Origin of the sequence: Burkholderia sp. Bp9004, from assembly GCF_003858025.1 — a bacterium.
GTDB lineage: Bacteria > Pseudomonadota > Gammaproteobacteria > Burkholderiales > Burkholderiaceae > Burkholderia > Burkholderia diffusa.
In genome coordinates this window covers 112,283-138,046 of sequence record NZ_QTQD01000018.1, presented here as the reverse complement: position 1 = coordinate 138,046, position 25,764 = coordinate 112,283, and the positions used below count along the sequence as shown (strand labels likewise).

The 25,764-nt window shown below is 64.9% G+C and carries 29 protein-coding genes; 14 read left to right on the top strand and 15 right to left on the bottom strand.

The window, feature by feature from the left end; genetic code table 11:
• Both DIE08_RS20600 and DIE08_RS20595 read right to left on the bottom strand, forming a co-directional pair.
• Nucleotides 1-92 (bottom strand): SDR family NAD(P)-dependent oxidoreductase (locus DIE08_RS20600; protein ID WP_124488979.1); only part of this gene is annotated, 92 nt, incomplete at its 3' end.
• Between the two features lie 61 nt (nt 93-153).
• Nucleotides 154-894 (bottom strand): acetoacetate decarboxylase, encoded by a 741-nt coding sequence (locus DIE08_RS20595; RefSeq protein WP_124627802.1) that lies wholly within the window; start codon nt 892-894, stop codon nt 154-156.
• A gap of 455 nt (nt 895-1,349) precedes the next feature.
• On the opposite strand from DIE08_RS20595, the gene DIE08_RS20585 reads away from it, so the two are divergent.
• The gene (locus DIE08_RS20585; RefSeq protein ID WP_124627801.1) at nt 1,350-1,931 is read left to right on the top strand and encodes a phosphatase PAP2 family protein; all 582 of its coding nucleotides are present in this window, start codon (nt 1,350-1,352) and stop codon (nt 1,929-1,931) included.
• A gap of 39 nt (nt 1,932-1,970) precedes the next feature.
• Here DIE08_RS20585 and DIE08_RS20580 read toward each other — a convergent pair whose 3' ends face one another.
• The 5 genes from DIE08_RS20580 to DIE08_RS20560 all read right to left on the bottom strand — a co-directional run bounded on the left by DIE08_RS20580 (nt 1,971) and on the right by DIE08_RS20560 (nt 6,194).
• Nucleotides 1,971-2,195 (bottom strand): hypothetical protein, encoded by a 225-nt coding sequence (locus tag DIE08_RS20580; protein WP_059605810.1) that lies wholly within the window; start codon nt 2,193-2,195, stop codon nt 1,971-1,973.
• 119 nt (nt 2,196-2,314) lie between these two features.
• Complete coding sequence (locus tag DIE08_RS20575) at nt 2,315-3,136, bottom strand: siderophore-interacting protein (protein ID WP_124903309.1); 822 nt, start codon at nt 3,134-3,136, stop codon at nt 2,315-2,317.
• A gap of 37 nt (nt 3,137-3,173) precedes the next feature.
• Nucleotides 3,174-3,884, bottom strand: coding sequence for a PadR family transcriptional regulator (locus tag DIE08_RS20570; RefSeq protein ID WP_124903307.1), 711 nt, complete (start codon nt 3,882-3,884; stop codon nt 3,174-3,176).
• Between the two features lie 382 nt (nt 3,885-4,266).
• On the bottom strand, nt 4,267-5,214 hold the full coding sequence (locus DIE08_RS20565; protein ID WP_124903305.1) for an aldo/keto reductase: 948 nt from the start codon (nt 5,212-5,214) through the stop codon (nt 4,267-4,269).
• Nucleotides 5,215-5,573: 359 nt separating this feature from the next.
• Entirely contained in the window at nt 5,574-6,194 is a 621-nt protein-coding gene (locus tag DIE08_RS20560; protein ID WP_124903303.1) for a LysE/ArgO family amino acid transporter, read from the bottom strand.
• 106 nt (nt 6,195-6,300) lie between these two features.
• Between DIE08_RS20560 and DIE08_RS20555 the strand changes: the two genes are divergently transcribed.
• Nucleotides 6,301-7,194, top strand: coding sequence for a LysR family transcriptional regulator ArgP (locus tag DIE08_RS20555; protein WP_059598694.1), 894 nt, complete (start codon nt 6,301-6,303; stop codon nt 7,192-7,194).
• A 60-nt stretch (nt 7,195-7,254) separates the two neighbouring features.
• Here the strand turns inward: DIE08_RS20555 and fnr are convergent, their stop codons facing one another.
• The 3 genes from fnr to DIE08_RS20540 all read right to left on the bottom strand — a co-directional run bounded on the left by fnr (nt 7,255) and on the right by DIE08_RS20540 (nt 9,387).
• On the bottom strand, nt 7,255-8,001 hold the full coding sequence (fnr, locus tag DIE08_RS20550) for a fumarate/nitrate reduction transcriptional regulator Fnr (protein ID WP_124903301.1): 747 nt from the start codon (nt 7,999-8,001) through the stop codon (nt 7,255-7,257).
• A 168-nt stretch (nt 8,002-8,169) separates the two neighbouring features.
• Entirely contained in the window at nt 8,170-8,637 is a 468-nt protein-coding gene (locus DIE08_RS20545) for a universal stress protein (protein ID WP_124627791.1), read from the bottom strand.
• A gap of 339 nt (nt 8,638-8,976) precedes the next feature.
• On the bottom strand, nt 8,977-9,387 hold the full coding sequence (locus DIE08_RS20540; RefSeq protein ID WP_059598697.1) for a DUF3005 domain-containing protein: 411 nt from the start codon (nt 9,385-9,387) through the stop codon (nt 8,977-8,979).
• A gap of 279 nt (nt 9,388-9,666) precedes the next feature.
• Here DIE08_RS20540 and DIE08_RS20535 point away from each other — a divergent pair, with 279 nt between their 5' ends.
• Entirely contained in the window at nt 9,667-9,900 is a 234-nt protein-coding gene (locus DIE08_RS20535; RefSeq protein WP_011659947.1) for a hypothetical protein, read from the top strand.
• 137 nt (nt 9,901-10,037) lie between these two features.
• Nucleotides 10,038-10,958 carry a serine O-acetyltransferase EpsC gene (gene epsC, locus DIE08_RS20530; RefSeq protein WP_059533573.1) on the top strand — a complete coding sequence of 307 codons (921 nt, stop codon included), beginning with the start codon at nt 10,038-10,040 and terminating at the stop codon, nt 10,956-10,958.
• Nucleotides 10,959-11,072: 114 nt separating this feature from the next.
• Here the strand turns inward: epsC and DIE08_RS20520 are convergent, their stop codons facing one another.
• From DIE08_RS20520 to DIE08_RS20510, 3 genes are all read right to left on the bottom strand, one after another.
• On the bottom strand, nt 11,073-11,876 hold the full coding sequence (locus tag DIE08_RS20520) for an SDR family oxidoreductase (RefSeq protein ID WP_124903299.1): 804 nt from the start codon (nt 11,874-11,876) through the stop codon (nt 11,073-11,075).
• A complete protein-coding gene (gene folE, locus DIE08_RS20515; protein WP_048250599.1) occupies nt 11,876-12,505 on the bottom strand; it encodes a GTP cyclohydrolase I FolE in 630 nt (209 codons plus the stop codon). Before folE ends, DIE08_RS20520 begins: the two co-directional genes overlap by 1 nt.
• A 101-nt stretch (nt 12,506-12,606) precedes the next feature.
• Nucleotides 12,607-13,533 carry a LysR family transcriptional regulator gene (locus tag DIE08_RS20510; RefSeq protein WP_059598699.1) on the bottom strand — a complete coding sequence of 309 codons (927 nt, stop codon included), beginning with the start codon at nt 13,531-13,533 and terminating at the stop codon, nt 12,607-12,609.
• 116 nt (nt 13,534-13,649) lie between these two features.
• Here DIE08_RS20510 and pobA point away from each other — a divergent pair, with 116 nt between their 5' ends.
• The 7 genes from pobA to DIE08_RS20475 all read left to right on the top strand — a co-directional run bounded on the left by pobA (nt 13,650) and on the right by DIE08_RS20475 (nt 20,583).
• Nucleotides 13,650-14,882: a 4-hydroxybenzoate 3-monooxygenase gene (gene pobA / locus DIE08_RS20505; protein ID WP_059598700.1), complete on the top strand. Its 1,233-nt coding sequence runs from the start codon at nt 13,650-13,652 to the stop codon at nt 14,880-14,882.
• A gap of 145 nt (nt 14,883-15,027) precedes the next feature.
• The gene (locus tag DIE08_RS20500) at nt 15,028-15,741 is read left to right on the top strand and encodes a 3-oxoacid CoA-transferase subunit A (protein ID WP_014900666.1); all 714 of its coding nucleotides are present in this window, start codon (nt 15,028-15,030) and stop codon (nt 15,739-15,741) included.
• Nucleotides 15,742-15,760: 19 nt separating this feature from the next.
• Nucleotides 15,761-16,417 (top strand): CoA transferase subunit B, encoded by a 657-nt coding sequence (locus DIE08_RS20495; RefSeq protein ID WP_012365076.1) that lies wholly within the window; start codon nt 15,761-15,763, stop codon nt 16,415-16,417.
• An 88-nt stretch (nt 16,418-16,505) separates the two neighbouring features.
• Complete coding sequence (locus tag DIE08_RS20490) at nt 16,506-17,879, top strand: 3-carboxy-cis,cis-muconate cycloisomerase (RefSeq protein WP_124903297.1); 1,374 nt, start codon at nt 16,506-16,508, stop codon at nt 17,877-17,879.
• Nucleotides 17,879-18,664: a 3-oxoadipate enol-lactonase gene (gene pcaD, locus DIE08_RS20485; RefSeq protein ID WP_124903295.1), complete on the top strand. Its 786-nt coding sequence runs from the start codon at nt 17,879-17,881 to the stop codon at nt 18,662-18,664. Before DIE08_RS20490 ends, pcaD begins: the two co-directional genes overlap by 1 nt.
• Before the next feature lie 10 nt (nt 18,665-18,674).
• Nucleotides 18,675-19,061, top strand: a complete 387-nt coding sequence (pcaC, locus tag DIE08_RS20480; RefSeq protein WP_059598704.1) for a 4-carboxymuconolactone decarboxylase — start codon at nt 18,675-18,677, stop codon at nt 19,059-19,061.
• Between the two features lie 163 nt (nt 19,062-19,224).
• Nucleotides 19,225-20,583: an MFS transporter gene (locus tag DIE08_RS20475; protein ID WP_124627783.1), complete on the top strand. Its 1,359-nt coding sequence runs from the start codon at nt 19,225-19,227 to the stop codon at nt 20,581-20,583.
• A gap of 123 nt (nt 20,584-20,706) precedes the next feature.
• Here the strand turns inward: DIE08_RS20475 and DIE08_RS20470 are convergent, their stop codons facing one another.
• Together DIE08_RS20470 and DIE08_RS20465 are read right to left on the bottom strand one after the other, a co-directional pair.
• Complete coding sequence (locus tag DIE08_RS20470; RefSeq protein WP_124903293.1) at nt 20,707-20,955, bottom strand: hypothetical protein; 249 nt, start codon at nt 20,953-20,955, stop codon at nt 20,707-20,709.
• A 109-nt stretch (nt 20,956-21,064) separates the two neighbouring features.
• Nucleotides 21,065-21,682 (bottom strand): LysE family translocator, encoded by a 618-nt coding sequence (locus DIE08_RS20465; RefSeq protein WP_124627781.1) that lies wholly within the window; start codon nt 21,680-21,682, stop codon nt 21,065-21,067.
• Between the two features lie 996 nt (nt 21,683-22,678).
• On the opposite strand from DIE08_RS20465, the gene thrS reads away from it, so the two are divergent.
• From thrS to DIE08_RS20450, 3 genes are all read left to right on the top strand, one after another.
• Entirely contained in the window at nt 22,679-23,887 is a 1,209-nt protein-coding gene (gene thrS / locus DIE08_RS20460) for a threonine--tRNA ligase (RefSeq protein ID WP_260436546.1), read from the top strand.
• A 177-nt stretch (nt 23,888-24,064) separates the two neighbouring features.
• The gene (locus DIE08_RS20455; RefSeq protein WP_185715881.1) at nt 24,065-24,754 is read left to right on the top strand and encodes a LuxR family transcriptional regulator; all 690 of its coding nucleotides are present in this window, start codon (nt 24,065-24,067) and stop codon (nt 24,752-24,754) included.
• A 231-nt stretch (nt 24,755-24,985) separates the two neighbouring features.
• Nucleotides 24,986-25,762, top strand: a complete 777-nt coding sequence (locus tag DIE08_RS20450; protein ID WP_124903287.1) for a hypothetical protein — start codon at nt 24,986-24,988, stop codon at nt 25,760-25,762.
• Nucleotides 25,763-25,764 lie beyond the last annotated feature (2 nt).

Here is a 25,764-nt window from a genome sequence, read left to right as displayed (position 1 = left end):
GCGCCCGCCTTCGCGAGCTCGAGTGCGATTTCCTTGCCGATGCCGCTTGCGGCGCCCGTGACGACTGCGGTCTTGCCATTCAGGTTGCTCATTTCGAATTTCCCGTGGTGAAAGGATTGACAGGGAGAAAGGACTGCGGACGTGTTACCGAGGTTACTGAGCGAGGTAATCGTAGACGACTTCGCCGAGGCCGAGTGTCAAATCCGCGACGAGGTGGCGCGCTTCGACGATCTCGAGTACCGGCAGGTCGGCCACCGGCGCGAGTGCGTGCGGTGCCAGTTCGAGCGAGGCGGGGCCCGTCCACGCACCCTTCATCTTGATGTCCTGCATGTAATAGCGCACCAGTTCGCATACGCGTGCGGTGCCGTCGACGTGCGGGATGATCTTGAGCAGGAAGTTCGGGCCGGCGAGACGCTTCGTCTGCTCGTCGATGTCGAGTTCCTTGTGCTTGTAGCCCATCGTGCCGGTCGCGACGCGCACCTTGCCGTAGTCGAGCGTGCCCAGGATGTGATCGGTGTTCACGTGCAGCGTGGGCGACGCGAGTTTCTTCGGGAAACCCCACAGCTCGCGGCCGCCGGCGATCGGCGGGTGATCGTCGAGATACATCGCGAGCGTGTAGCCGCCGGCCTGGCCGTTGTACTCGACGGGGATCACCTGGCCGCTTTCCGTGTAGTCGCCGAAGCCGGTCGAATCGGCCATGCGAATGAATTCGTAATGGACGAGCGGCTCGATGACCTGCAGTGGCTCGGGCACGATTTCACGCAGACGATCCGGATCGGTGCGATACGTGATGATCAGAAACTCACGATCGACGAAACGGTACGGGCCCATCGGAAAGGCGGGGCTGGTCAACGGCATCGCAAACGCTTTCGATCGGACATCGCTGGGTTTCATGCGGACTCCTTGTTGTTGATCGCTTCGTGGATGAGTGCTCGTAAGCTCGTAATCCTATGCCTGTGCGTTGCCGTTGTGCGATGCCGCATCTGGAATTAATTGTTGCCGATTTCGAATGATTTGCAACGCAAATATTGAGGCGAACGGTGCGAACGGCATGGAGCGCATGGGGCGCTCCGATATTCTCAGGCGTCGATGACGCCACGATGTGAAAAAGGTGAGCCTTTACGGGATGGTGGGTGAGCTTTTACGGGAGACGGTCGCGCGGAAATGTGACAATTGTGTGAACTTGTGTTGCAGTGCGGGCTCTAAGCGCGTTCGCGCGCGACGTGCACGCCCGGTCCTGATCATCGGCCGTCCGACGCATTAAGCGTTACTTAAGCGAGTGAGCACTAGCATCGTTCCACCCGGCCGGCACGCCCGGTCCAATCGTTACGCCCCAGGCAACCGCATTCATGCAGAACCTCAATCTCACCCTGTTTTCCGCCGTCAATGCCGGCGCCGTGCCGCCCCCCGGTGTTGCTCGCGTCGCGATCTTCGCCGCCGACTGGCTGGTCTATGCGCTGCCCGCGATGCTGCTGCTGACCTGGATCTTCGGCGAGCGCCCGACGCGCCGCCAGGCGATCGAAGCCGGCGTCGGCACGTGCGTGGCGCTGGCGCTCGCGCAGGTGATCGGGCATTTCTGGTTTTCACCGCGGCCGTTCATGGCCGGTGTCGGCACGCAACTGATTCCGCATGCGCCGGACAGCTCGTTTCCGAGCGATCACATGACGTTCGCGTGGAGTCTCGCGGTCGGCATGATGCTCGCCGGCAGCACGCGGCTGAGCGGGTTCGTGATGGCCGCGATGGCCGTGGTGATTGCTTGGGGGCGCGTGTATGCGGGCGTGCACTGGCCGTTCGACATGGCCGGCGGCGTGCTGGTCGGCACCGCCGGCGCGCTGGCCGCGCATCTGTACGGACAACGCATCGTCGAGCTGCTCGAACGGATCGGCGACGTCGTGCATGCGGTGATGATGGGGCGCGAGCGAGCGCCCTGAGCGGGAGAACCACGCGGGAGAAGTACGGGCCGGACGCCGTCAACCGGGCGTCTTGGCCGCTTCAGCCGAAGCGGACGGGCCGCCGCCCGCTTCGTGCAGTTCGGGCGTCTCGCCCGGGTGCTGTGCGGCGTCACGTTCGAGTGCGCTTTCCTTCAGGATCGCGCACATCGCAACGAACAGCGCGAGGACGACGACCGCCAGGCCGCAATAGCCGGCGATCTTCAGGTTATGACGGAAAGGCGAAGCGTGGCTTTCTTTTGTCATGAACGGGCGCTCCTGGGCGGGCTGCGGCGGCTGTCGCCCGACAGCGGCGTCGCAGACATAGATATATACCAGCCGCCCCGCCGATGCCAAGCCCGCCGATGTTCGGGCTCCCGTTCGCGTCAGTCTTCCAGCGTTTCGTGCACCGCCGCTGCGCCGCGTTTCCAGTATGCCGCCGCGCGGATGCGCGACTTGTCGACGCCACGCTCGCCAGTCAGGTGCTGCCGCACCGCACGCATCGACTGCGCTTCGCCGGCCGCCCACACGTAACCGTCGCCGGAGGATGGCAGCGGCAATTCGCGCACCGCATTCAGCAGCACGTCGCCGTCCGCCGCGTCGGCTTCGGCGCGAAAGCGCCAGATCTCATGCACGTCGGCTCGCGTATCGAACGCGATCTGCGCGGTGCGATCCGCGACTTCCAGCACGACTGCCGCACGCGAGCCGGCCGGCAATTGCTCGAGGCGGCGCGCGATGGCCGGCAGCGCCGTATCGTCGCCGATCAGCAGATGCCAGTCGAAATCGATCAGGACGACGAACGAACCGCGCGGGCCGCCGATACCGAGCCATTGGCCGACGCGTGCCTGCGCCGCCCACTGCGATGCGGGGCCGGGATGGTTCAGCACGAATTCCAGATCGAGTTCGCACGCGGCGCGATCGAAGCGGCGCGGCGTGAAATCGCGTGCGACCGGCTTCGGTTGGCCTTCGGGAAACTCCGGGCCATTCGCGCCGAGCGTCGGCATCGCGGGCCGGTCGGCGCCGGGCGGCGGGAAAAACACCTTCACGTGATCGTCGAACGAAGACGATTCGAAGTCCGCGAGGTCGGGGCCGCCGAGGGTGACACGCAGCAGGTGCGGCGTCACCGCATGCACGCGCACGACCTGCAGCAGGCGGAACTTCAGCGTATGGCGCACGCGGGTAACGGCGCGTTCGGATAGGTTCTGCATCGATCCGTTCTCCTTGGGTGTGGACGGGCGGCGCGGGTCACGCGCCGGTGCCGCTTTCGATTTCGGCCGTCGCGCGGCGCATGATCGCCGCGATACGCCGCTGTTCGTCGGCGTCGGCGGCGCTCTTGTGGAGCAGTGCGCGCTTCAGCGCGAGACGGGCCTCGACGAACTCCGGCAGCCAGCCGGGCTGCGTTTCGTCCTGCGTTTCGCCGCCTGCCGATTCACCGGCGAACGCGCGGCGCATGAATTCCATCTTGCGTGCGAGATGCGTGAGGCGCGCGAACAGGGTGTCGACGCGCTCGCGCTGCGCATCGAGGTGCGCGCGGCCGGCGTCGGTCAGCGCGTAGCGCTTGCGGTTGCCTTCCGCCTGCGACACGACGAAGCCGACTTCCTCGAGATACGTGAGCGCCGGATACACCATGCCGGGGCTCGGGCTGTAGAAACCGTTCGAGCGCGTGTCGAGCGCCTTGATCAGTTCGTAACCGTGGCTCGGTTGCTCGGCGACCAGCGCGAGCAGCAGCAGCTGGAGATCGTCGGAGCTGAACTGGCGGCCGCGCGGCATGCCGTCGTCGCCGAAATCGCCAAAGCCGCCGCGTCCGCCGCGGCCACCAAACGGGCCGCCGCCGAATGGGTCGTGACCGCGCCGATGGCGGCCGATTGCTTGCCAGACGCTGGCGTACCAGTCAGGGCCGGCATGCGCACCATGACCGTCGCATCGGGCATGGCCGCGGGAGGGGGCGTGTCGCATGATCGTGTCCTATGTGTCGTAAAACATATCGAAAGATATATATCGAAAGATAGGGTGTCAAGGAAGATTATTGGGGAAGGATGGTTGGCGGGGCGCGGCGGGATGTCCGTATCAGTCAACGGATACGGCCGCGTCAGGCAAAACGCGGGCGCGCATTCAGGCAATATTGCTCGGTTCAGCGCGGACGTCGTATCGCTGAAGTTGTTTCGTATTACTGAATTCGAACCGTGTGTCGCCGGATCGTTTCTTCGACACCGCGCACTTCGCTCTCGCGCTACCTGCGCGGTGCAGACATGCGTGCTTGCGTGTCGAATGCGATTCAGGCCGGCGGCAGGAACCGCAAAACGCGGCGATTCGAGCCGCCGGCCTGTTGCCCACGACTTCAGACCGCGCTGGCTGCGTCGATCTTGCGGATATCTTCATCGTCGAGCCGCACGCGGATCGCTTCTCCGAGCAATGCGAGCTGCGCGAGCGACGTCGCGCTCGCAATCGGTGCGGTGATCGTCGGTCGCGCGATCTGCCACGCGAGCGCGATCGCGGCCGGTTGCGTGCCGTGCTTCGCCGACACGTCGTCGAGCGCCGCGAGAATGCGCAGGCCGCGCGCATCGAGATAACCGGCGACGCGATCGCCGCGCACGCTCTTCTTCAGGTCGGCCTCGCTGCGGTACTTGCCCGACAGGAAGCCGCTCGCGAGCGCGTAGTAGTTGACGACGCCGAGCCTCAGGTCGCGCACGACCGGCTCGAGATCGCGCTCGTACGCGGCGCGGTCGATCAGGTTGTATTCCGGCTGGATCACCTGATACGCGGGCAGCCCGTTGCGCTTGCTGACGTCGGCGGCCTCGCGCAGGCGTGCACCGCTGTAGTTCGACGCGCCGATGATGCGCACCTTGCCCGCGTCGATCAGCGTCTGGTAAGCGGAGAGCGTTTCTTCGAGCGAGGCCGTGTCGGCGAGATCGCGGTGCGAGAAATACAGGTCGATGTAGTCGGTCTGCAGGCGGCGCAGTGAATCGTCGGCGGCTTTCAGGATGTTGTCCTTCGTCAGGCCGGCGCGCGCCGCGAGCATGCCGACCTTGGTCGCGATCACGACCTGGTCGCGCTTGCCGGAACGCTTGAGCCACTTGCCGATGATCGTTTCCGATTCGCCGCCGCTGTTGCCGGGCGCCCAGGCCGAATAGACGTCGGCCGTGTCGATGAAGTTGATGCCGGTATCGGCGAGCGCGTCGAGCAGCTCGAACGATGCGTTTTCGTCGACGGTCCAGCCGAAGACGTTGCCGCCGAAGGCGAGCGGGGAAACCTGGATGTCCGACGTGCCGAGGGTACGTAGTGCCATTTTGCTCTCCGGAATCTGGGGGGTGACGGGATGGGACGACAGGATTGGCCGGGATGAATGCGACGTGAAGGCGAACGGGCGAAGCGCTTGCGCCGTTGTCGCGGACGCCGGAACATTCTCGCCGATCGAGCGGAATCGCGCAGCGGGCGCGCGGTCATGAAGACGGAGGAATTGCAGCGGACAGCGGATGTGCCGTCCGCCAGGTGGATGATCGGTGTGGCTGCGTTCGATCGGGAACTGAATCTTGCGGCGTCTGGGGGAGAGACCGGCGGAGACCGGCGTATCGCACCACTTCAACGGAGCGGAACGAAAAACGGGCGGCAAAGTTGCCACCCGCGATCGATCGGTGCTCCGATCCGTTACCGCAACTGCACGGCCGCCAGAAACAGCACCATGCTGCCGATCGCGCCATCGAGTACACGCCACGCAACAGCCTTGCGGAACCACGGCGCAAGCAGCCGCGCGCCATATCCAAGCCCGAGGAACCACACGACGCTGACCGACATCGCGCCGATCGCGAACGCCAGCCGCGAGCCTTCCGGCTCGCGCGCGCCGGCGGTGCCGATCAGCAGGAACGTATCGAGATACACATGCGGGTTGAGCCACGTGAATGCGAGCGTCATCAGCACGATCGCGACCGCGCTCTGCGGCGGCGGCGCGACGGTGTCGCCGCGCACGTCGAGCGTTTCGTGTCCCGGCTTGAACGCGCGGCGCAGCGCGTTGATGCCGAACCACGCGAGATACGCGAGGCCGATGTACAGCACGACGTGGACGAAGGTCGGATAGCGTTCGACGAGGACTGACGCGCCGCCGACGCCCGCGCCGATCAGGATCATGTCGGACAGCGCGCACAGCAGCACGATCTTGCCGACATGCGAGCGCATGATGCCTTGCCGGAGCACGAACGCGTTCTGCGCACCGATGGTGACGATGAGCGACCCGCACAGGGCGGCGCCGTGGGAAAAAGCGATCCAGTTCATGATGGGGAGCCGTGAAGCAGTAGACGGGTGAATCGGTTGGCGCTAGTCTGCGGTCAGCCGGAACATAAGAGAAGCTAATTCACCTAATGCCGATTAAGGAAATCTAATGCTCGACTACGCATTGCTCGACGCTCTCGCGGCTGTGATCCGGCACGGTTCGTTCGAACGGGCGGCCAGGGAGCTGAACGTCACGCCGTCGGCGGTATCGCAGCGCGTGAAACTATTGGAAGAGCGCGTCGGCAGCGTGCTCGTCAAGCGCGGGCAGCCGTGCGTCGCGACGACGTCGGGCGCGTTGCTCTGCCGGCATACGGAGCGCGTGCAGTTGCTCGAGGCCGAACTGGGCGGCCGAATGCCTGCACTGCCGGGCCAGATCGCGAGCGCATGGCCGATGCTGCGCGTGGCCGTCAACGACGACAGCGTCGCGACCTGGTTCATCGATGCGGTCGGGCCGTTCTGCACCGAGCGCGAGACCTTGCTCGACCTCGTGATAGACGACCAGGACTACACGGCCGCGCGCATTCGCGACGGCAGCGTGCAGGGCGCGGTGACCGCGCAGGCTGAACCGATCCAGGGGTGCCGGTCGACGCGGCTCGGGCGCATCCGCTATCGCGCAGTGTGTTCGCCGGCGTTTTACGACCGCTATTTCGGCGCGGGCATCACGCGCGATGCGCTGCGCCGTGCGCCGTGCGTCATGTTCAATCCGAAGGACGGTTTGCAGGCGCGCTTCATCCGGCGCGTGACGCGCGCGGATCTCGATCCGCCGCAACACTGGATCCCGCACGTCGCGGGTTACCTGCGTGCATGCGAAACGGGGTTGGGATGGGGGATGTGCCCGGACCGGATGGTCGATCGCCAGCTGGCGGCGGGCGAACTGGTCGACATGTCGCGCGGGCGGACCGTCGATATCGACCTGTACTGGCAGAGCTGGCGCCTGTCGATCGGTTGGCTCGACGATTTCAGCGCGGCGCTGAAGGCGCGCGCCGCGCTGTTTCTCGACTGATCGAAGCGGGCGCGGCGGACAGTGGCGGGCGGCGGCGCGCAGGCTACGCGCCGCGCGGGGTCAGACGTGGTGCAGGCCGTCGAAGTCGACGATCTGTACGAGGCGGCCGTGCATTTCGATCAGGCCGCGCTTCTGGAACTTCGACAGCGTGCGGCTGACCGTTTCGAGCGTCATGCCGAGGTAACTGCCGATGTCTTCGCGCGTCATCCGCAGGTTGAATTCCGACGGCGAGTAGCCGCGCTTCAGGTAGCGCGACGACACGTCGAGCAGGAATGCGGCGACGCGCTCTTCGGCGTTCAGCGAGCCGAGCAGCATGGTTTGTGACGTTTCGCGCACGATCTGCTCGCTCATCAGCTTGTGCATGCGCAGCTGCATCGTGCCGGCTTCCGAGCACAGCGACTTGAGCGCGCTGTACGGAATCACGCAGACCGAGCTGTCTTCCAGCGCAACCGCGGTGCGCGGGTGCGCGTCGTCGCAGATGCCGTCGAGGCCGAGCGCTTCGCCCGCGAGGTGCAGACCGGTGACCTGCTCGCGGCCGTCGTGGCGCGTGGCGACAGTTTTCAGCGAGCCCGAGCGCACGGCGTACAGGTTGTCGAAGGTGTCGCCTTCGCGGAACAGCGCTTCGCCGCGCTTGACCGGGCGCGCCGCGCAGATGACCGATTCGAGGCGGCTGAGCGCTTCGGGTGCGAGGCCCTGCGGCATGCACAGGTGCCGCATTGCGCACGACGAGCAGTGCGGGGCCTGACGGGGAGCCCAGTTGCCTGCATGGGACGAGGCGGCGGGACGTGTGGCGACGGGCGTCAACATGATCGTTTGCTCCAGCGTTGAATCGACCGAATCATTGTCCCACCGCAAGTTGCCGCTGTCGGGTGACAAAACGTCGCGACCGCGCGCACATGTCGCGGGCATCGTAGCGGCATGCAAGCATGCCGTTGCGTATACGCGCCGCGACGCGCACGCTTATGCTGGTGCCGCTCAGCCTTCCTGATCGTCCGCATGCGCGGCGGCCGGGATCAGCAGCACGGGCAGCGTCGCATGCCGCACGCACTGTTCGGCGATGCTGCCGAGCACGAGGCGGCGGAACCCGCGTCGGCCGTGCGTGCCGAGCACGAGGAGGTCGGCGCCGAACGCTTTCGCACCGTCGAGGATCAGCGTCGACACGTCGGTGAGCGACGACGCCTCGCTCGTCAGCGTTTCGCCCTTCACGCCTGCCGCCTGCATCAGCTTCTTGAACTCCGCCGCGAGCGCATTGCCTTGCGCGATGAGCTGGTCGCGCAGCACGGACGGATCGTAGCCCGGCACGTTGTAGTAGATCGCGGCGTTCTCGACGACGTAGAGCGGTTGCAGTTCGGCACCGTGCTCCTTCGCGAGCGCGAGGGCGGCATCGAACGCATGGCGGGCGGTGTCGCTGCCGTCGATGGCAACCAGAATGCGCTTGTACATGGTGTCTCCAAGTGGCGGGTTGAACGAAAGTCGGCCGAACGGCCGAGCAGGCCGTGCGTCGCTGCGAGGCAGGGTAAACCAACGGCAGGGACTCTGCAGCGACGTGCCGGTCGTCGCGAGTGTGCATTGAATATCATCCGTATCGCGACGACGTGACTTCGATCAACGCCGATGCATCGATGTCGCGAAACCCGACTGTCGACCCGAACCCGGCGCCGATGTCGATTCCAGCACCGATTCGGAGGACCGGCGCGCGAACCCGCACGTCGCTCCGCCGCCATCGGCCGTCGGCCCCGCCTCGACCCGCCAAACGAACGATCGATTCAAACGCCGCGCGCGTCACCGCGGCACGGCCGTGATTTCGATCACCCGTTCCGGCCGGCGTCCATGACCGGGCCAGTACGCGCTGCCGTACATCCGGTGAACCGGGCCGTACAGCGCGTCGCCCGCGTGCGACGGCGCGTCGAACCCCTTCTCGATCACCATGTAGCCGTCACGCAGCGCGAACGCCGGATGGTTGCCGCCCGGCCGGCTGTCGAAGCCGGCGAAGCCGTCGCCGGCCTCGGGCATCGCGTTGACGAGCGACGCGTTGCTGCCCGTGATCTGGTCGGGCGAGAAGGCGCCGCCGCTCGCGAGACGCGCGGCCTCGCGATTCTTGCCGTCGGTGTCGACGGTGCTGTCGTGCGTGTCGTCGTTGTCGAGTTCGATGCTGCGCGGATGCGCGGTGTGCGCTTGAGCTGACGTTCCCATCACGGCTCTCCTGGCGGCGAAGCGCTCCGGATCGAAGCAAATCCCGTTCCGGGCAAGACGGGAAAACGGCGCGCGAGCGATCGCCGCGGTGGTGTGGCGCGCGCTGATTTGTCATGATTTATTTCAGCTAGAACACCCGTTTTCTACAGAGTATGATTCATTTCCTGCGAAGCGGCGACAGGGGATGAGGTCTTGCCGCCTCTGCCCGCACCGGGGGCACCGCAGCACCCTTAAGACGGGTAGTGAACAACAAATCAAGGGACTAGAGGTGGCGGATTCATGCAAGCGACTACTGCTTTCACGCACCGCGGTTATCTGTTGAATTGCGCGCCCGCGCGCGCCAGCGACGGGTCGTTCAAACCCTACGTCGTGATCTCCAGATCGAGCGACGGGGAACTCGTCGCGAACCGTTTTTTCCCGACCGAGCTCCAGTTCAACGACGAAGGCGACGCGATCGCGCACGCGCGCGACTGGGCCGTGCGCTGGATCGACGCGAGCAGTATTACGATCTGACGTCGTCGCGCGGCGGCGGCATCGTCCGTCCGGCCGATCCCCCGACGTGCCGCTGCCGATCGAAAACGCGGTAATCTTCTGGAACCCGTCACTTTATTTGCGGCCGTGCGATCGAGCGCGGCCGCCTGCATTGGCATATGTCGACATCACCCGCCCGTCAGTGGGGCCTCGAAGAAATCGTTGCCGGCTTGCGCGAATCGCGCGAGGAACTTCATCGCACGCGTCATCCGCGCGGCATCCGCGAGCTGCCGTCGCGCGACGCGATCTGCAAGATCGTCACCGGCCTGCGCGCGTCGATGTTTCCGACGCACTACGGCGCGCCGGATCTGACCGATGAAAGCGTCGACTACTACGTCGGCCACACGCTCGAAAGCACGCTGCGGATCCTGTCGGAACAGATCCGCCGCGCGCTGCCGTTCCTGCCCGAGCATGCGGACACGCCGTTCGCCGAACTCGACGAGCGCGCGTTCGAGATCGCGCGCGAGTTCGGCCGGCAGTTGCCGGCGGTTCGCGCGCTGCTGGTCAGCGACATCCAGGCTGCCTACGCGGGCGATCCGGCCGCGCAGCACATCACCGAGATCCTGCTGTGCTACCCCGGCGTGCTCGCGATGATGCACCATCGGCTCGCGCACGCGCTGCACCAACTCGGTGTGCCGCTGCTCGCGCGCTTCATCAATGAAATCGCGCACTCGGCCACCGGCATCGACATTCACCCGGGCGCGCAGATCGGCCCGAGCTTCTTCATCGACCACGGCACCGGCGTCGTGATCGGCGAAACCGCGATCATCGGCGAGCGCGTGCGCGTGTATCAGGCCGTCACGCTCGGCGCAAAGAGCTTCCCGGCCGATGGTGACGGCGCGCTGGTGAAGGGCAACGCGCGGCATCCGATCGTCGAGGACGACGTGGTGATCTATGCGGGCGCGACGATTCTCGGCCGCGTGACGATCGGGCGTGGCTCGGTGATCGGCGGCAACGTGTGGCTTACGCACAGCGTGCCGCCCGGCACGAGCGTCGCGCAGGGCAAGGTCCGCGAAGGCGGCAGCGCCGAGAAGCCGTGACGCGGCGCGCGAACGGCGCAATGGTCGTTCGCGCAGCGCAGGTGAAGGCGTGCGCCGATGCCCGCACACCGGTGTGCGAAGGGCACACACGGCTACCGCCGAACATACCGTTCGTCAGTGTTTGCCGGCCGGCGAGCGATGCTTGTACAGCACGTCCTGGTCGACGCGGATCAGGTTCTGCCCCGCATCGACGACGAAATCCACACCGTTGTACGCGCTGCCCGTCAGCAGCAAGATCGCGCCCGCGACGTCGTCGGGGCCGGCGATGCGCGCGAGCGGCGTCGATGCGCGGCTCGCGTGTTCGAAGTCGGCCTGCGTCTGGTCGTCGCTCGGCAGCATCAGCCCGGGGAACACCGCGTTCACGCGCAGCACCGGCGACGACGACAGCGCGAGCATCTGCGTGAGGTTGCCGAGCGCGGCCTTCGCGACCGTGTAGCTGAAATGGTCGCGGTGGAAGTTTTCCTTGATCTTCTGGTCGACCACGTTGACGACGACGCCCTGCGTGCCGGCCGCGCGGGCCCGTTCGTAGAATGCACGCGTGAGCAGGATCGGCGCGCGGCAGTTGACGGCCCACGCCTGGTCGAATGCCGCGAGGTCGAAGCTCGGGAAATGGTCCTGCCAGAACACTGACGCGTTGTTGACCAGCACGTCGAGGCGGCCGAAGCGCGCATACACCTGGTCGATCAGCGCGGTGATCTGCCCGGCATCCGACAGGTCGGCCTGCAAGGCGACCGATTCGTACCCGCTCTCGGCGATCGCGCGGGCCGCCGCCTGCGCGGCATCGGCCGAACGGTCGTAGTGCACCGCGGTGCGATAGCCGTGCGCGGCGAAATACTCGGCGAACGCGCGCCCGGCCCGGCGCGCGGCGCCGGTCACGAGCACGACCGGCGCGTCTGCCGCTTGCTTCGTGGACTGCATTACGTATTCGTCAGGTTGACTGAAGAAGGATTCGCGACGATCGACAGGAATTCGCGCCGCGTGGACGGATCGGTGCGGAACGTGCCGAGCATGCGCGACGTGACCATCTCGACGCCCGGCTTGTGCACGCCGCGCGTCGAGATGCACTGATGCGCGGCTTCGAGGATCACGCCGACGCCCTTCGGCTGCAGCACGTCGAACAGCGTGTCGGCGATCTGCACGGTCATCTTTTCCTGGATCTGCAGGCGCTTCGCGAACGCGTCGACGAGGCGCGCGAGCTTCGAGATGCCGACGACGCGATGGTTCGGCAGATACGCGACGTGCGCGCGGCCGATGATCGGCACCATGTGGTGCTCGCAGTAGCTCTCGAAGCGGATGTCCTTCAGCACGATCATTTCGTCGTAGCCGTCGACTTCGCTGAACGTGCGCGCGAGGATGTCGCGCGGCTCCAGCGCATAGCCGGCGAAGAACTGTTCATATGCGCGCACGACGCGTGCCGGCGTGTCGAGCAGGCCTTCGCGGGCGGGATCGTCGCCGGCCCAGCGCAGCAGCACGCGAACGGCATCCTCGGCTTCTTCCCGACTCGGCCGGGATGCGGCCGGCTCGGGCCGCGCGGATTTTTTACCCATCTAGTCACTCCATCGAATGCGGCCGCCTGCGGCGGCGCGGATATCCGGGCATTGTTTCATGCTTTCGCAGGTCGTGCGTGCGGCCTGCCGCACACCCTGCATCACTTCGGCCATTCGTCCTGCTCGTCGTTGAACAGCGACGCGACGACGCCGCGCAGCCACGCCGTGCGCGGATCGTTGTGGAACTTGCGGTGCCAGTGCTGCTTCAGGTCGAAGCGCGGCAGCGGCAACGGCGGCTCGACCGGCACGATGAACGCATGCTCGGCCGCATAGGCATAGCCGATCGCATGCGGCACTGTCGCGATCAAGTCAGTGCGGCTCAGGATGAACGGCAGGCTCATGAAGTGCGGCGTCTCGAGCACCGCACGGCGGTGCATGCGCTGCTTCGCGAGGTATTTCTCGAGCACCTCCTGGCTGCGCCCCTCGGCGCGCACCACCGCATGCCCGCACGCGAGGAACTGCTCGGCCGTGAACGGGCGCGCCTGTTCGAGCGGATGGCCGCGCCGCATCAGGCAGACGAACCGGTGCGTGAACAGACGCTGCTGGAAGAAGTTGTTGCCGTCGAGATCGGGGAAGTAGCCCACCGCGAGATCGATCGAGCCGGCTTCGAGGCCGCGGCCGACTTCGTCGTGCGCGAGCGAGACCGAGCGCAGGTTCGCGTGCGGCGCGCGCGTCGCGAACGCCTGCAGCAGCTTCGGCAGGAACACGATCTCACCGACGTCCGACAGCGCGATCGAGAACGTATGCGTGCTCGCCGCCGGATCGAAGTCATGCGGCGCGACGAGGCCGCGCTCGATCTGCGCGAGCGCATCGCGTGCGGCCGGCAGCAGCGCGAGCGCGCGCGGCGTCGGCTCCATGCCGCGCGACGTGCGCACGAACAACGGATCGCCGAAATACTCGCGCAGGCGGCCGAGCGCGGTGCTCACGCGCGGCTGGCTCACGCCGAGCAGGTCGCCGGCGCGGCTGACGTTGCGCGTGTCGTCGAGCGCGACGAGGTAGGGAATCAGGTTCAGATCGAGCGCATCCATCGTGAGGCCGGTATCCGGGAAACGTATACAACTTATCTCCAAAATCGCGTTGCCGCATAGTCGGGAAAGCGCTCAAATGGGTTCAATTATTCGAACCAATGTTCAGGAGACGAACAATGCGCACCCAGGTCGCCATCATCGGCGCCGGTCCGTCCGGCCTTTTGCTTTCCCATCTGCTGCGCCTGCAAGGCGTCGATTCCATCCTCGTCGAAGCGCGTTCGCGCGAATACTGCGAGAACCGCATCCGCGCCGGCGTGCTGGAGCAGGGCACCGTCGACACGCTGAACGAAGCCGGCCTCGGCGAGCGGATGCGCCGCGAAGGGCTCGAACATCACGGCATCGAGCTGCTGTTCTCCGGTCAGCGCCATCGCATCGACCTGAGCGCGCTCACCGGCGGGCGCGCGATCACCGTCTATAGCCAGCATGAAGTCGTGCGCGACCTGATCGCGGCCGGCGACGCGCATGGGCACCAGATGCATTTCGAAGTCAGCGAAGTCGCGCTGCACGATATCGAAAGCGAGCACCCGTTCGTCACGTTCAAGCATGCGGACGGCCGCGCGGACCGCATCGACTGCGACTACATCGCCGGCTGCGACGGCTTCCACGGCATCGCACGACAGACGATTCCCGCCGAGCGGCTGAACACGTTCGAGCGCGTCTACCCGTTCGCGTGGCTCGGCATCCTCGCCGACGCGGCGCCGTCGCTCGACGAGCTCGTCTACGCCCATCACGACAACGGCTTCGCACTGTTCTCGATGCGTTCGCCGACGGTCACGCGCCTCTACCTGCAGTGCAAGCCCGACGAGGACCTCGCGGAATGGTCCGACGCGCGGATCTGGGACGAACTGCACACGCGCTTTTCGAACGATACCGGCTGGACGCCGACCGAGGGCCGGATCACGCAGAAGAGCGTGACGCCGATGCGCAGTTTCGTGTCGGAGACGATGCAGCACGGCCGCCTGTTCCTCGCGGGCGATGCCGCGCACATCGTGCCGCCGACCGGCGCGAAGGGGATGAACCTCGCGGTGGCCGACGTCCGCGCGCTGTCCCGCGCGCTCGGCGCGCGCTATCGCAGCGGCGACGCGACGCCGCTCGAGCGCTATTCGGCGACCTGTCTCGAACGCGTGTGGCGCGCCGAGCACTTCTCGTACTTCATGACGAACATGCTGCACTCGTCGCCGGAGGACTCGCCGTTCGTCAATCGCCTGAAGTTTGCCGAGCTGAAGTACGTGACGCGCTCGCGGGCCGCCGCGCAATCGCTCGCCGAAAACTACGTCGGCCTGCCGTTCGACGACCAGACACCCCCCGAGGGATCCCGCCTTGACAACGCGCTGTGCGCGACTCTATGATCGGCCCATCGTTCGCTAATCGAATATGGGTTCGAATAGCGAACAAATGCCGAAGGTCGACGACGGCCTTCGACGCGGCACGCGACACGCGCGTGTCCCCTCGACAGGCCGCGCATCGTGCCGCGGGTTCGTATCAGGAAGAGACATGGTCAACAAGATTTTCGAATCGCTTCAATCGGCGGTCGCGGACGTCCACGACGGCGCGACCATCATGATCGGCGGTTTCGGTACGGCAGGCATGCCGTCCGAACTGATCGACGCGCTGATCGAGCAGGGCGCGCGCGGCCTGACGATCGTCAACAACAACGCGGGCAACGGCGAGACGGGTCTCGCGGCGCTGCTCAAGGCGAAGCGGGTGCGCAAGATCATCTGCTCGTTCCCGCGCCAGAGCGACTCGCAGGTGTTCGACGCGCTGTACCGTGCGGGCGAAATCGAGCTGGAGCTCGTGCCGCAGGGCAACCTCGCGGAGCGCATCCGCGCGGCGGGCGCCGGCATCGGCGGCTTCTTCACGCCGACGGGCTTCGGCACGAAGCTCGCGGAAGGCAAGGAAACGCGCGTGATCGACGGCAAGTCGTACGTGTTCGAGACGCCGATCCACGCCGATTTCGCGCTGGTGAAGGCGTACAAGGGCGATCGCTGGGGCAACCTCGTATATCGCAAGACCGCGCGCAACTTCGGGCCGATCATGGCCAGCGCCGCGAAGGTCGCGATCGTGCAGGTGTCGGAAGTCGTGCCGCTCGGCGGGCTGAACCCGGAACACATCGTGACGCCGGGCATTTTCGTGCAGCGCGTCGTCGAAGTGCCGCAGGCCGCGCATGCGGCCGAGCTGGCCGCCGAACGTGCATCGCAAGCCGCCTGACAGCCTGAGGAGACCCGAAATGAAACGACTGACCCGCGATGAAATGGCCAAGCGCGTCGCCCAGGACATCCCCGAAGGCGCTTACGTGAACCTCGGCATCGGCGTGCCGACGCTGGTGGCGAACCACCTCGATCCGAGCAAGGAGATCTTCCTGCACAGCGAGAACGGCCTGCTCGGCATGGGCCCGGCGCCCGCGCCCGGCGAGGAAGACGACGAGCTGATCAACGCCGGCAAGCAGCACGTGACGCTGCTCACCGGCGGCGCCTATTTCCACCACTCGGATTCGTTCGCGATGATGCGCGGCGGCCACCTCGACTACTGCGTGCTCGGCGCGTTCCAGGTGTCGGCGAACGGCGACCTCGCGAACTGGCATACGGGTGCGCCCGATGCGATTCCGGCCGTCGGCGGCGCGATGGACCTCGCGATCGGCGCGAAACAGGTGTTCGTGATGATGGAGCACCTGACGAAGCAGGGCGAGAGCAAGATCGTCGCGCAGTGCTCGTACCCGGTCACCGGCGTGCAATGCGTGAGCCGTATCTATACGGATCTCGCCGTGCTCGACGTGACGGCGGACGGCCTCGCGGTGAGCGAGATCTTCACCGACCTGTCGTTCGACGAACTGCAGAAGCTGACCGGCGTGCCGCTGATCGACGCGACGCGCAAGGCCGCGGCCTGAACGGCAAGCGTGCCGGCGCGCGCGATCGCGCGCACGCCGGCACGCTTGGGTAGACAATAGGCGCACGCCGTTTCCCCAATCTGATGCCATGCTCGAAGACAGCGCCCGCCTGACCTCCCTCATTTGCGGCACCGAGCCGCTCAACCGGATCTGGTCGCCGCGCGCGACGATCCAGCGGATGCTCGACGTCGAAGCCGCGCTTGCGCGTGCGCTCGCCGCGCGGCGGGTGATTCCCGCCGCCGCGGTCGCGCCGATCGAACGCGCGTGCGACGCCGGCCGGCTCGACGCCGACGCGCTCGCGCACGGTGCGGCGCTCGGCGGCAATCTCGCCATTCCGCTCGTCAAGCAGCTCACCGCCCAGGTGAAGGCCGACGATCCCGAGGCCGCGAAGTTCGTGCACTGGGGCGCGACGAGCCAGGACATCATCGATACCGCGACGGTGCTGCAGCTGCGCGACACGCTCGACGTGCTTGAGCCGCTGCTCGACGAAGCGTGCGCGTCGCTCGCGGTGCTCGCGCGCGCCCATCGCGCGACGCCGATGATCGGCCGCACGTGGCTGCAGCAGGCGCTGCCGATCACGCTCGGCCTGAAATTCGCGCAATGGCTCGACGCGTTGCTGCGCCATCGCGCGCGCTTCGCCGAATTGCGCGAGCGCGCGCTGGTGCTGCAGTTCGGCGGCGCCGCCGGCACGCTGGCGAGCTTGCGTGAGCAGGCGGCCGGCGTGAGCGCCGCGCTCGCGGCCGACCTGAAGCTGGCACTGCCGGCCGTGCCGTGGCATACGCAGCGCGACCGCATCGCGGAAGCCGCGTCGTGCTTCGGGATGCTGACCGGCACGCTCGGCAAGATCGCGCGCGACGTGTCGCTGCAGATGCAGACCGAAGTCGGCGAGCTCGGCGAACCGGCAGCCGCCGGCAAGGGCGGCTCGTCGACGATGCCGCACAAGCGCAACCCCGTCGGCTGTGCGGCCGTGCTGACCGCCGCGGTGCGCGCGCCGAACCTCGTCGCGACCGTGTTTGCCGGGATGGTCCAGGAGCACGAGCGCGCGCTCGGCGGCTGGCAGGCCGAATGGGATGCGCTGCCCGACCTCGCGCGCCTGACCGGCGGCGCGCTCGCGCAGATCGCGCAGATCGTCGCGGGCCTCGACGTGAACACCGAACGCCTCGCCGCGAACCTCGACCTGACGCACGGGCTGATCCTCGGCGAAGCCGTGATGCTCGCACTCGGCGACCGGATCGGGCGCCTCGATGCGCATCATGTCGTCGAGCATGCGTCGAAGGAAGCCGTGCGCACCGGCGCGACGCTGTTCGACGTGCTCGCCGCCGATCCGACCGTATCCGCCCATCTGTCGCGCGACGCGCTCGCGCGGCTGCTCGATCCCGCACATTATGTCGGCGAGGCGCAGGCCTACGTCGACGCTGTGCTCGCGCTGCACGCGGGCACGACACAACCAGGAGAACACTGATGCCTTTCGCCACTGTCAACGGCGTGAAACTGCATTACCGGATCGACCGTGCCGCGCGCGACGACGCGCCGTGGCTCGTCTTCTCGAACTCGCTCGGCGCCGACCTGCAGATGTGGGCACCGCAGATTCGCCCGCTCACGCAGCACTTCAACATCCTGCGCTACGACACGCGCGGCCACGGCCATTCCGAAGCACCGGCCGGCTCGTACACGATCGACCAGCTCGCGGGCGACGTGATCGGCCTGCTCGACCACGTCGGCATCGATCGCGCGTACTTCTGCGGGATTTCGATGGGCGGCCTGACCGGTGCCGCGCTCGCCGCGCGCTTCCCGTCGCGCATCGCGCGCGCCGTGCTGTCGAACACCGCCGCGAAGATCGGCTCGCCGGAAGTGTGGGCGCCGCGCGCGCAGAAGGCGCGTGCGGAAGGGATGGCCGCGCTGGCCGACGCCGTGCTGCCGCGCTGGTTCACCGACGCGTTCGTCGCTCACGAGCCGCGCCTGTTCGACGCGATCCGCGACACCTTCGTGCATACCGACAAGGACGGTTACGCGGCGAACTGCGACGCGCTGAACGCGGCCGACCTGTGCGAGGAAGTGAAGGGCATCGCGCTGCCGGTGCTCGTCGTGACCGGCGCGAAGGACATGTCGACGCCGCCCGACCAGGGCCGTGCGCTGGCTGCCGCGATTCCCGGCGCGCGTCACGTCGAATTCGACGCCGCGCACATTTCGAACATCGAGTGCACCGACGGCTTCAACCGCGCGCTGCTCGACTTCCTGACCGCGTGAGGCACCGACGATGGACGACCAGCAACGTTACGAAGCGGGGATGAAGGTGCGTCGCGCGGTGCTCGGCGACGCGCACGTCGACCGTTCGATCCAGAACCGCACCGAAGTGACCGACGAATTCCAGAACCTGATCACGCGCTATGCATGGGGCGAGATCTGGACGCGCGAGGGCCTGCCGCGCCATACGCGCAGCCTGCTGACCATCGCGATGATGGTCGCGCTGAACCGCGGCGAGGAACTCGCGCTGCACCTGCGTGCCGCGCGCAACAACGGCGTGACGCGCGACGAGATCAAGGAAGTGCTGCTGCAGACCGCGATCTACTGCGGCGTGCCGGCCGCGAATTCCGCGTTCCATCTCGCCGACAAGATCTTCAAGGAACAGGATGGGGCCGCCTAGATGCGGCTGAACAACACGGCCGGCTTGCGCCGGACGTGACCCGATCGCGACACCTGCCGCTGCCGGCAGGTGTCGACGACGCATGACGCGCCGGCGGCGAATCGGCGCGCAAACAAGGAAAGACGCGGCCATCAGGCCGCGTTGTTTAAACAGGAGACTCGCGATGAATCGCGCACCCGTGGTCGATGTCCAGACCTTCATCAATGAGCAGCCGTTCGGCGGCTTCCAGTGGCTCGTATTCCTGATGTGTTTCGTGATCGTGCTGCTCGACGGCTTCGATACGGCCGCGATCGGCTTCATCGCGCCGTCGCTGCTCGGCGAATGGAACCTCACCAAACCCGATCTCGCACCCGTGCTGAGTGCCGCGTTGTTCGGCCTTGCGTGCGGCGCGCTCGTGTCGGGCCCGCTGTCCGACCGCGTCGGGCGCCGTTCGCTGCTGCTCGGCTCGGTGTTCCTGTTCGGCGTCGCATGTTTCGTGTCGGCGTTCTCCAACACCATCGGGCACCTGACGGTGCTGCGCTTCGTCACCGGTGTCGGCCTCGGTGCCGCGATGCCGAACGCGGTCACGATGATGGGCGAGTTCTGCCCGGACAAGCGCCGCGCGACCGTGATCAATCTGATGTTCTGCGGCTTCCCGCTCGGCGCCGCGTTCGGCGGCTTTCTCGCCGCGTGGATGATCCCGCATTTCGGCTGGCGCAGCGTGCTGATGCTCGGCGGCGTGACGCCGCTGCTGCTCGGCGTGCTGTTGCTGCTGAAGATGCCCGAATCGGTGCGTTTCATGGTCGCGCAAGGCCAGAGCATCGACCGGATCCGCGCGACGCTTTCGCGGATCTCGCGCGATGCGCTGAACGCCGGCTCGTTCGCGATGACCGAATCCGCGCCGCAGACGGGCGGCAAGGGGATAGGCGTCGTGCTGTCGCGCTCGTATGTCGTCGGCTCGGTGATGCTGTGGCTCGCGTACTTCATGGGCCTCGTGATCTTCTACGCGTCGATCAACTGGATGCCGATCCTGCTGAAGGATGCCGGTCTCACGCCGAAGAGCGCGACGCTGATTTCCGCGCTGTTCCCGCTCGGCGGTGTCGGCGCGGTGCTGTGCGGCGTGCTGATGGACCGCTTCAACGCGAATCGCGTGATCGCCGTGTGCTACGCGCTGACCGCGATCAGCGTGTATGCGATCGGGCAGGCGGCCGGAAACGTGGGGCTGCTCGTGCTGGTCGTGTTCATCGCCGGCGTGCTGATGAACACTGCACAATCGTCGATGCCGGCGCTTGCCGCCGCGTTCTATCCGACCGAAGGGCGCGGCACGGGCGTGGCGTGGATGCTCGGTGTCGGCCGCTTCGGCGGGATCGCCGGGTCGTTCCTCGTTGCCGAACTGACGCGCCGGCACTTCTCGTTCGCCGGCGTGTTCGCGACGATCGCGGTCGCGGGCTTGCTTGCGTGCCTTGCGTTGCTGATCAAGCAGATGGCCCAGCCGCATGGCGTCGCGCAGTCGAGCGGCAAGATCGAGTCGCTCGGGCATTGAGCGGAATCGGGGCCGGGGCGATGCGCCGGCCTTTTGCTGGTTGCGAAAGGTCGTGAGCCGGCCGACACGCAACGACAGACCGGGCCGCGTCGGCGGCCCGTCCACTTTACGGCCGTCGCGCCGCTACTCCTCCGCGTCGTGTTCCTTGACGAAGTTGCGCAGATACGCGCGCAGCGCGGCCTCCTGGCTGCGGTGATCGGCAAGGTTCGCGGCGCCCATCTCTTCCTCGTCGCCGAACAGCGTGGACGGCGCGCAGTACGTACCCACTTCGATGTTTTCGCGCAGCACTCGGATCTCGTGCGTGAGCGGGTGGTACTCGGCGATCCAGTGCATGCCCTCGATGTGCTCGCCGGCTTTCAGCATCGGCTTCATCGGCATCTCCATGCAGAACAGCGGTGCAACCGGCGAAGCGGCTGCACGCGCCCGTACCAAAAGGGTACGCCTGCATGGCGTGAAGCTCAACGGGGGCGCTTGTGAGCGCTTACTGCGGGAGCAGATGCGCGACGAGCGGGTATAGCGACAGGATCAGCAGCACGGCCATCGTCACGTTGAAGATGCGCAGCGCGCGGCGGTTCGACAGAAAGTGGCGCAAGCCCTGGCCGAACGCGGCCCACAGGCTGATGCACGGAAAGCCGATCAGGATGAACACGACGGCCATCCACGCGGCGTTCATCCCGTAGTCGGCGGACAGGCGGATCGTTGTCGCGGCGGTCAGCACCATCATCCACGCCTTCGGATTGACCCACTGGAACGCGGCGGCTTCGAGGAACGTCATTGGCCGCGGCTTGGCGCCCTGCGCCTTCACTTCGCCGGACGTGCCGATGCGCCATGCGAGGTACAGCAGGTACGCGACGCTCGCGATTTCGAGGATCGTGTACAGGACCGGCACGCGCCGGAACGCCTCGCCGAGACCGAAGCCGACGCACAGCATCAGGATCGCGACGCCGATGCTGATGCCGAACAGGTGCGGCATCGTGCGGCGGAAACCGAAATTGACGCCGGAGGCGAGCAGCATCGTGTTGTTCGGGCCGGGCGTGATCGACGTGACGAGCGCGAACAGCATGCCGGCGGGCAATGCGCTAAGGGTGAGGAAGTCCATCGCGGATTCTCCATTCGTGTTCGAGACTGGGATGGAGCCAGTGTAGCGACGGTTGTCTGTACAGTACCGGTACAGTTTGATTAACGATTGCCGGTACGGGGAGGGGGATGGGGGCCGGGACGGAATCATCGGTTGTTGTTTCTCGGAAAAGATGTTCGCGGTCTAAATATTTTGTTTTTGAATAAAGGGCGGAAACTTATGGTTTTGCGCGATTAAAAACATACCATCGAGAAAAATGTGCGATGAAATTCCAATTAAATCAAATTTCGCACAATTTTTGTCGGCGACTTCGTTTCTTTTCCGGCGCTCTCGGCCTATAGAGCGACTCCAGCACAAACGCGAGATCTGCACTATTTCGCGATTCACACACCCGCGGCAGTTGTGCAGTCCGAGGTTCGTGGCGTATCCCGAACCAACACCCAGCAAGTCTACGGCTGTGGCCGGAGCAAAGAGACGATCCTGCTCATGCAGGCGTTTTGGCGTTGGTTGACAACGCAGTTGGAACTCGCACGCTTCGTGCAACTTTCGCGGAGCAGTGATCCGGTGGCTGAGTGGTGTGGATCCGTGCCGGACGCGATGCAATGCAAGCCAAATGTTGAGGGACTGGCTCCAACGAGTATCGATTTGCTGTTGTCACACGCTATCTGATTCATGAACAAAGCTTCCCTGTATTTACTTCGGCGCACTTTTGTTTACTCTTACTTGGTCTTTCATTGTCTTTACGGTTTTGTGGTTCTTAATGAATCAAGAGGTATCGAAAAATGAAATTAGATTTGAATGCCACATTGACAGACGTTAGCCGGTTGACTAGATTAGTCGCATGAACGCACTTTTCGTCACGACTACCACGACCACCACCACGACCGCCAATGGCGGGCCGGGGGGAGGTTGCACGTCGTAGGTCAGTGCCTCAAGCGATCCCCAAGCCCCGCCGGAAACGGACGGGGCTTTTTTAATGCTCCGTTCGACCGGTACCAAATGTCAACGGAGAACATGATGGACGATTTCGACCACCGAGTGCTTGGTAACAAACTGGATCTGTTTCATCAGCAGGATGAAAGTCCAGGCTCCATTTTCTGGCATCCGCGTGGAATGGTTCTATATCGGGTCGTCGAGGAATATATTCGCGCCCGCATGCGCCAGGCCGGCTTTTCCGAAGTGCGGACCCCTCAGATTGTCTCGCGCAGTCTTTGGGAACAGAGCGGTCATTGGGAGAAGTTCGGGCGAAACATGTTTTCTCTCGAGAGCGATAACAACCCATACTGTCTCAAACCGATGAGCTGCCCGTGCCACGTGCAGATCTTTAAAAAAGGCTCTCGCTCGTACCGCGATCTCCCAATTCGATATTCGGAATTCGGGGCGGTCCATCGAGCCGAACCGTCCGGGGCGCTGCATGGTCTTATGCGCGCCCGTGCGTTCACTCAGGACGATGCACATGTGCTTTGCATGTCGGATCAGGTCGAAGTTGAGGTCGCACGATTCTGCGTGTTGCTGAAGACGATCTACGCAGACTTCGGGTTTGGAGAATTCGATGTAGCTTTGTCGACGAGGCCTGCGGTCCGGGCCGGCGACGATGCAGTGTGGGATCGTGCCGAAGCGATGCTGGCGTCCGCTGCGCGAGCGGCAGGCCTGGATTTCGCGATCCTGCCCGCGGAAGGGGCATTCTACGGCCCCAAACTCGAATTTCATCTGCTCGACCGCCAAGGACGGAAGTGGCAGTGCGGAACGATCCAGCTCGACTTCGTCTTGCCCGAGCGGCTTGGTGCTGCATATGTCGCAGAGGACGGCGCGAAAGCGACGCCCGTCATGTTGCACCACGCTGTACTGGGGAGCCTCGAACGGTTCATCGGCATCCTCCTGGAACACTACGAGGGGTGGCTCCCGACGTGGCTGGCACCCGATCAAATCGTCGTTGCGAACATCGGGCAGGATGAACGTGCATTTGCCGACAACACGGCGTTTGCCTTCGAAGACCTCGGCTGTCGGGTTCTGAGGGATTTCCGTTCCGAGCGCCTGCCGCGCAAGATCTTTGACGCGCGGGAACTGGCGGCGCCGATCGTTGCGGTGGCCGGACGGAAGGAGATGCTGGCCGGCGAGGTGTCGTTGCGAATGAGGGGCGGGGAGCAGCACGTGCTGACCATCAATGATGCGATCGCCTACCTGAAACAGCATGTGTGCCCCCCGTCTGCGACGCGGGTGTTCTGACCTGCCGGCAGGTATCGGCGGATAGCAAGTGCCTTGAGGATCAATCGAATCGATTCATAACCTTAAATCAATAAGTAATTCTAAAAAATTATGAGAGAAGCCAGAGATCGCGTCATTCAACGGGCCGACGAGTGTCGCGAGTCTGCATCGTGTCGGTGCAGCGAACGAATGCTCGAGATGGTGTTCGAGATTGGCAGTCGCACTTGCGTGGATGAACTGCGCCGGATGTTAATCGACATCGGGCATCTCGCGGGATTTGACCATGTCTGTTACCAGGATTGTCGAATGACTGGCGGGACACTGAAGATTGGCCGCATATTGTCGAACTATCCGGAGGCGTGGCTATCCCGTTATCGGGAGCGGGCTTATCTGATGATTGATCCGATCGCGCTGCACGCGATGTCGTCGTTGACGCCGATTATCTGGTGCGACCGCATCTTCGCGACAACCGAACAGCGCGAACTTCGAATCGGAAGTCGCATGTACGGGTTAAGCGACGGGGTGTCGTTTCCAGCTCATAACAGGCATGGCGACGTGGCATGCGTGAGCTTCGTCCGACAGGCGCGGGTGTCGGACGACGGCGATGCACCCTTCGACGTTCCGTCGTGGGGTGCACTTGCCGCGAATCTGATGCTCGACACCTGTCGCAGACTGGAGGCAATGCAATCCGATGCACCTTGTCTCAGTGCGCGCGAACTCGAGATCCTGAAATGGGTTGCCGAGGGAAAGTCCAGTTGGGATATCTCGCGGATTGTGTCGCTGACCGAACATGGCGTGCTTCATCACATCCGGAACATCATGAAGAAGTTCGACGTGCCGACTCGCCGGCAAGCCGTGCTGATGGCATCCAAATTCGGATTGCTGTAACGCCGGGTGGCGCGAGGCGGATCGAGAGCCTATTCGTACCGTGCATGCACCGATTCGTCATGCCATGTCGGAACGGGTACTACAAACCTTTGTAGTGTGAGACGGCATCGAAAATCGGCAAAGTGATACCGACGCAAGCGACCAGATCAAATTCTGATCGTCACACTCGGCGGTCGGCACTGGCGTGTGGTGCCGGCCCATCACAATCTCGACGATAGATGAGGTGAACGCATGGCTGATGTTTGTGAGGAAATTCTGAACCCGGTCGTCGAGGGAGAAATCGATTCGCTGTTGGTCGGTCTGCGCACCAGACTCGACGATCATCCGTTCCGGCACGTGTCGTCGTGTGCTGCACTGGAAAAGATATATCCGCATTACCTCGCGATGTCGCAGGCGTTTCCGTATCTGCAGGCGGGTGCACAAGTCCACGCCGTTCTAGATGCCATTCAATCGAATCGACCGGTGGCGCGGGACGTTGAAATCACGAGCGTGGTGGGAAATTTCCTCTGTTGGGATGAGACGGGTGGCGCATACGTCATCGAACGATATGGCAAGCAGGGTTTGCAACGCATTCTGGATACTGGCAAATGGTTTCACGCGAGCCTCTTGAAAAACGACATCGAGAGGCTGACCGGACGTCTCGCGGTTCCGGATTTCAGCGCACCGACGGGGCCTTATCTGAAGAAACTGCTTGCTGGACTGGGTGCGAAGTCGGCGCTTGAGCGGTGCGCGAACATGGTGGCGTTCGAACTGCACGCGAATGCGATGATCGACGCGCTTTGGGCGTCGACGAGCCGTTGTTATGGTGTCGACCGACAAGGGCTCATCTATTTTCAATGTCATGTTGGCGGTGACGATCCCGCCGAGGCGTATCACGTCGAAATGACGAGACGAATGATTCAGCTCCTTGTCAGCGATGACGAAATTCCGGGATTCGCCGTACGGGTTGCGCAGGCCGTTTCCGACAACGTGTCGTGGTGTGCGGCGCTTGTCTCGCTGGCTGAATGAAC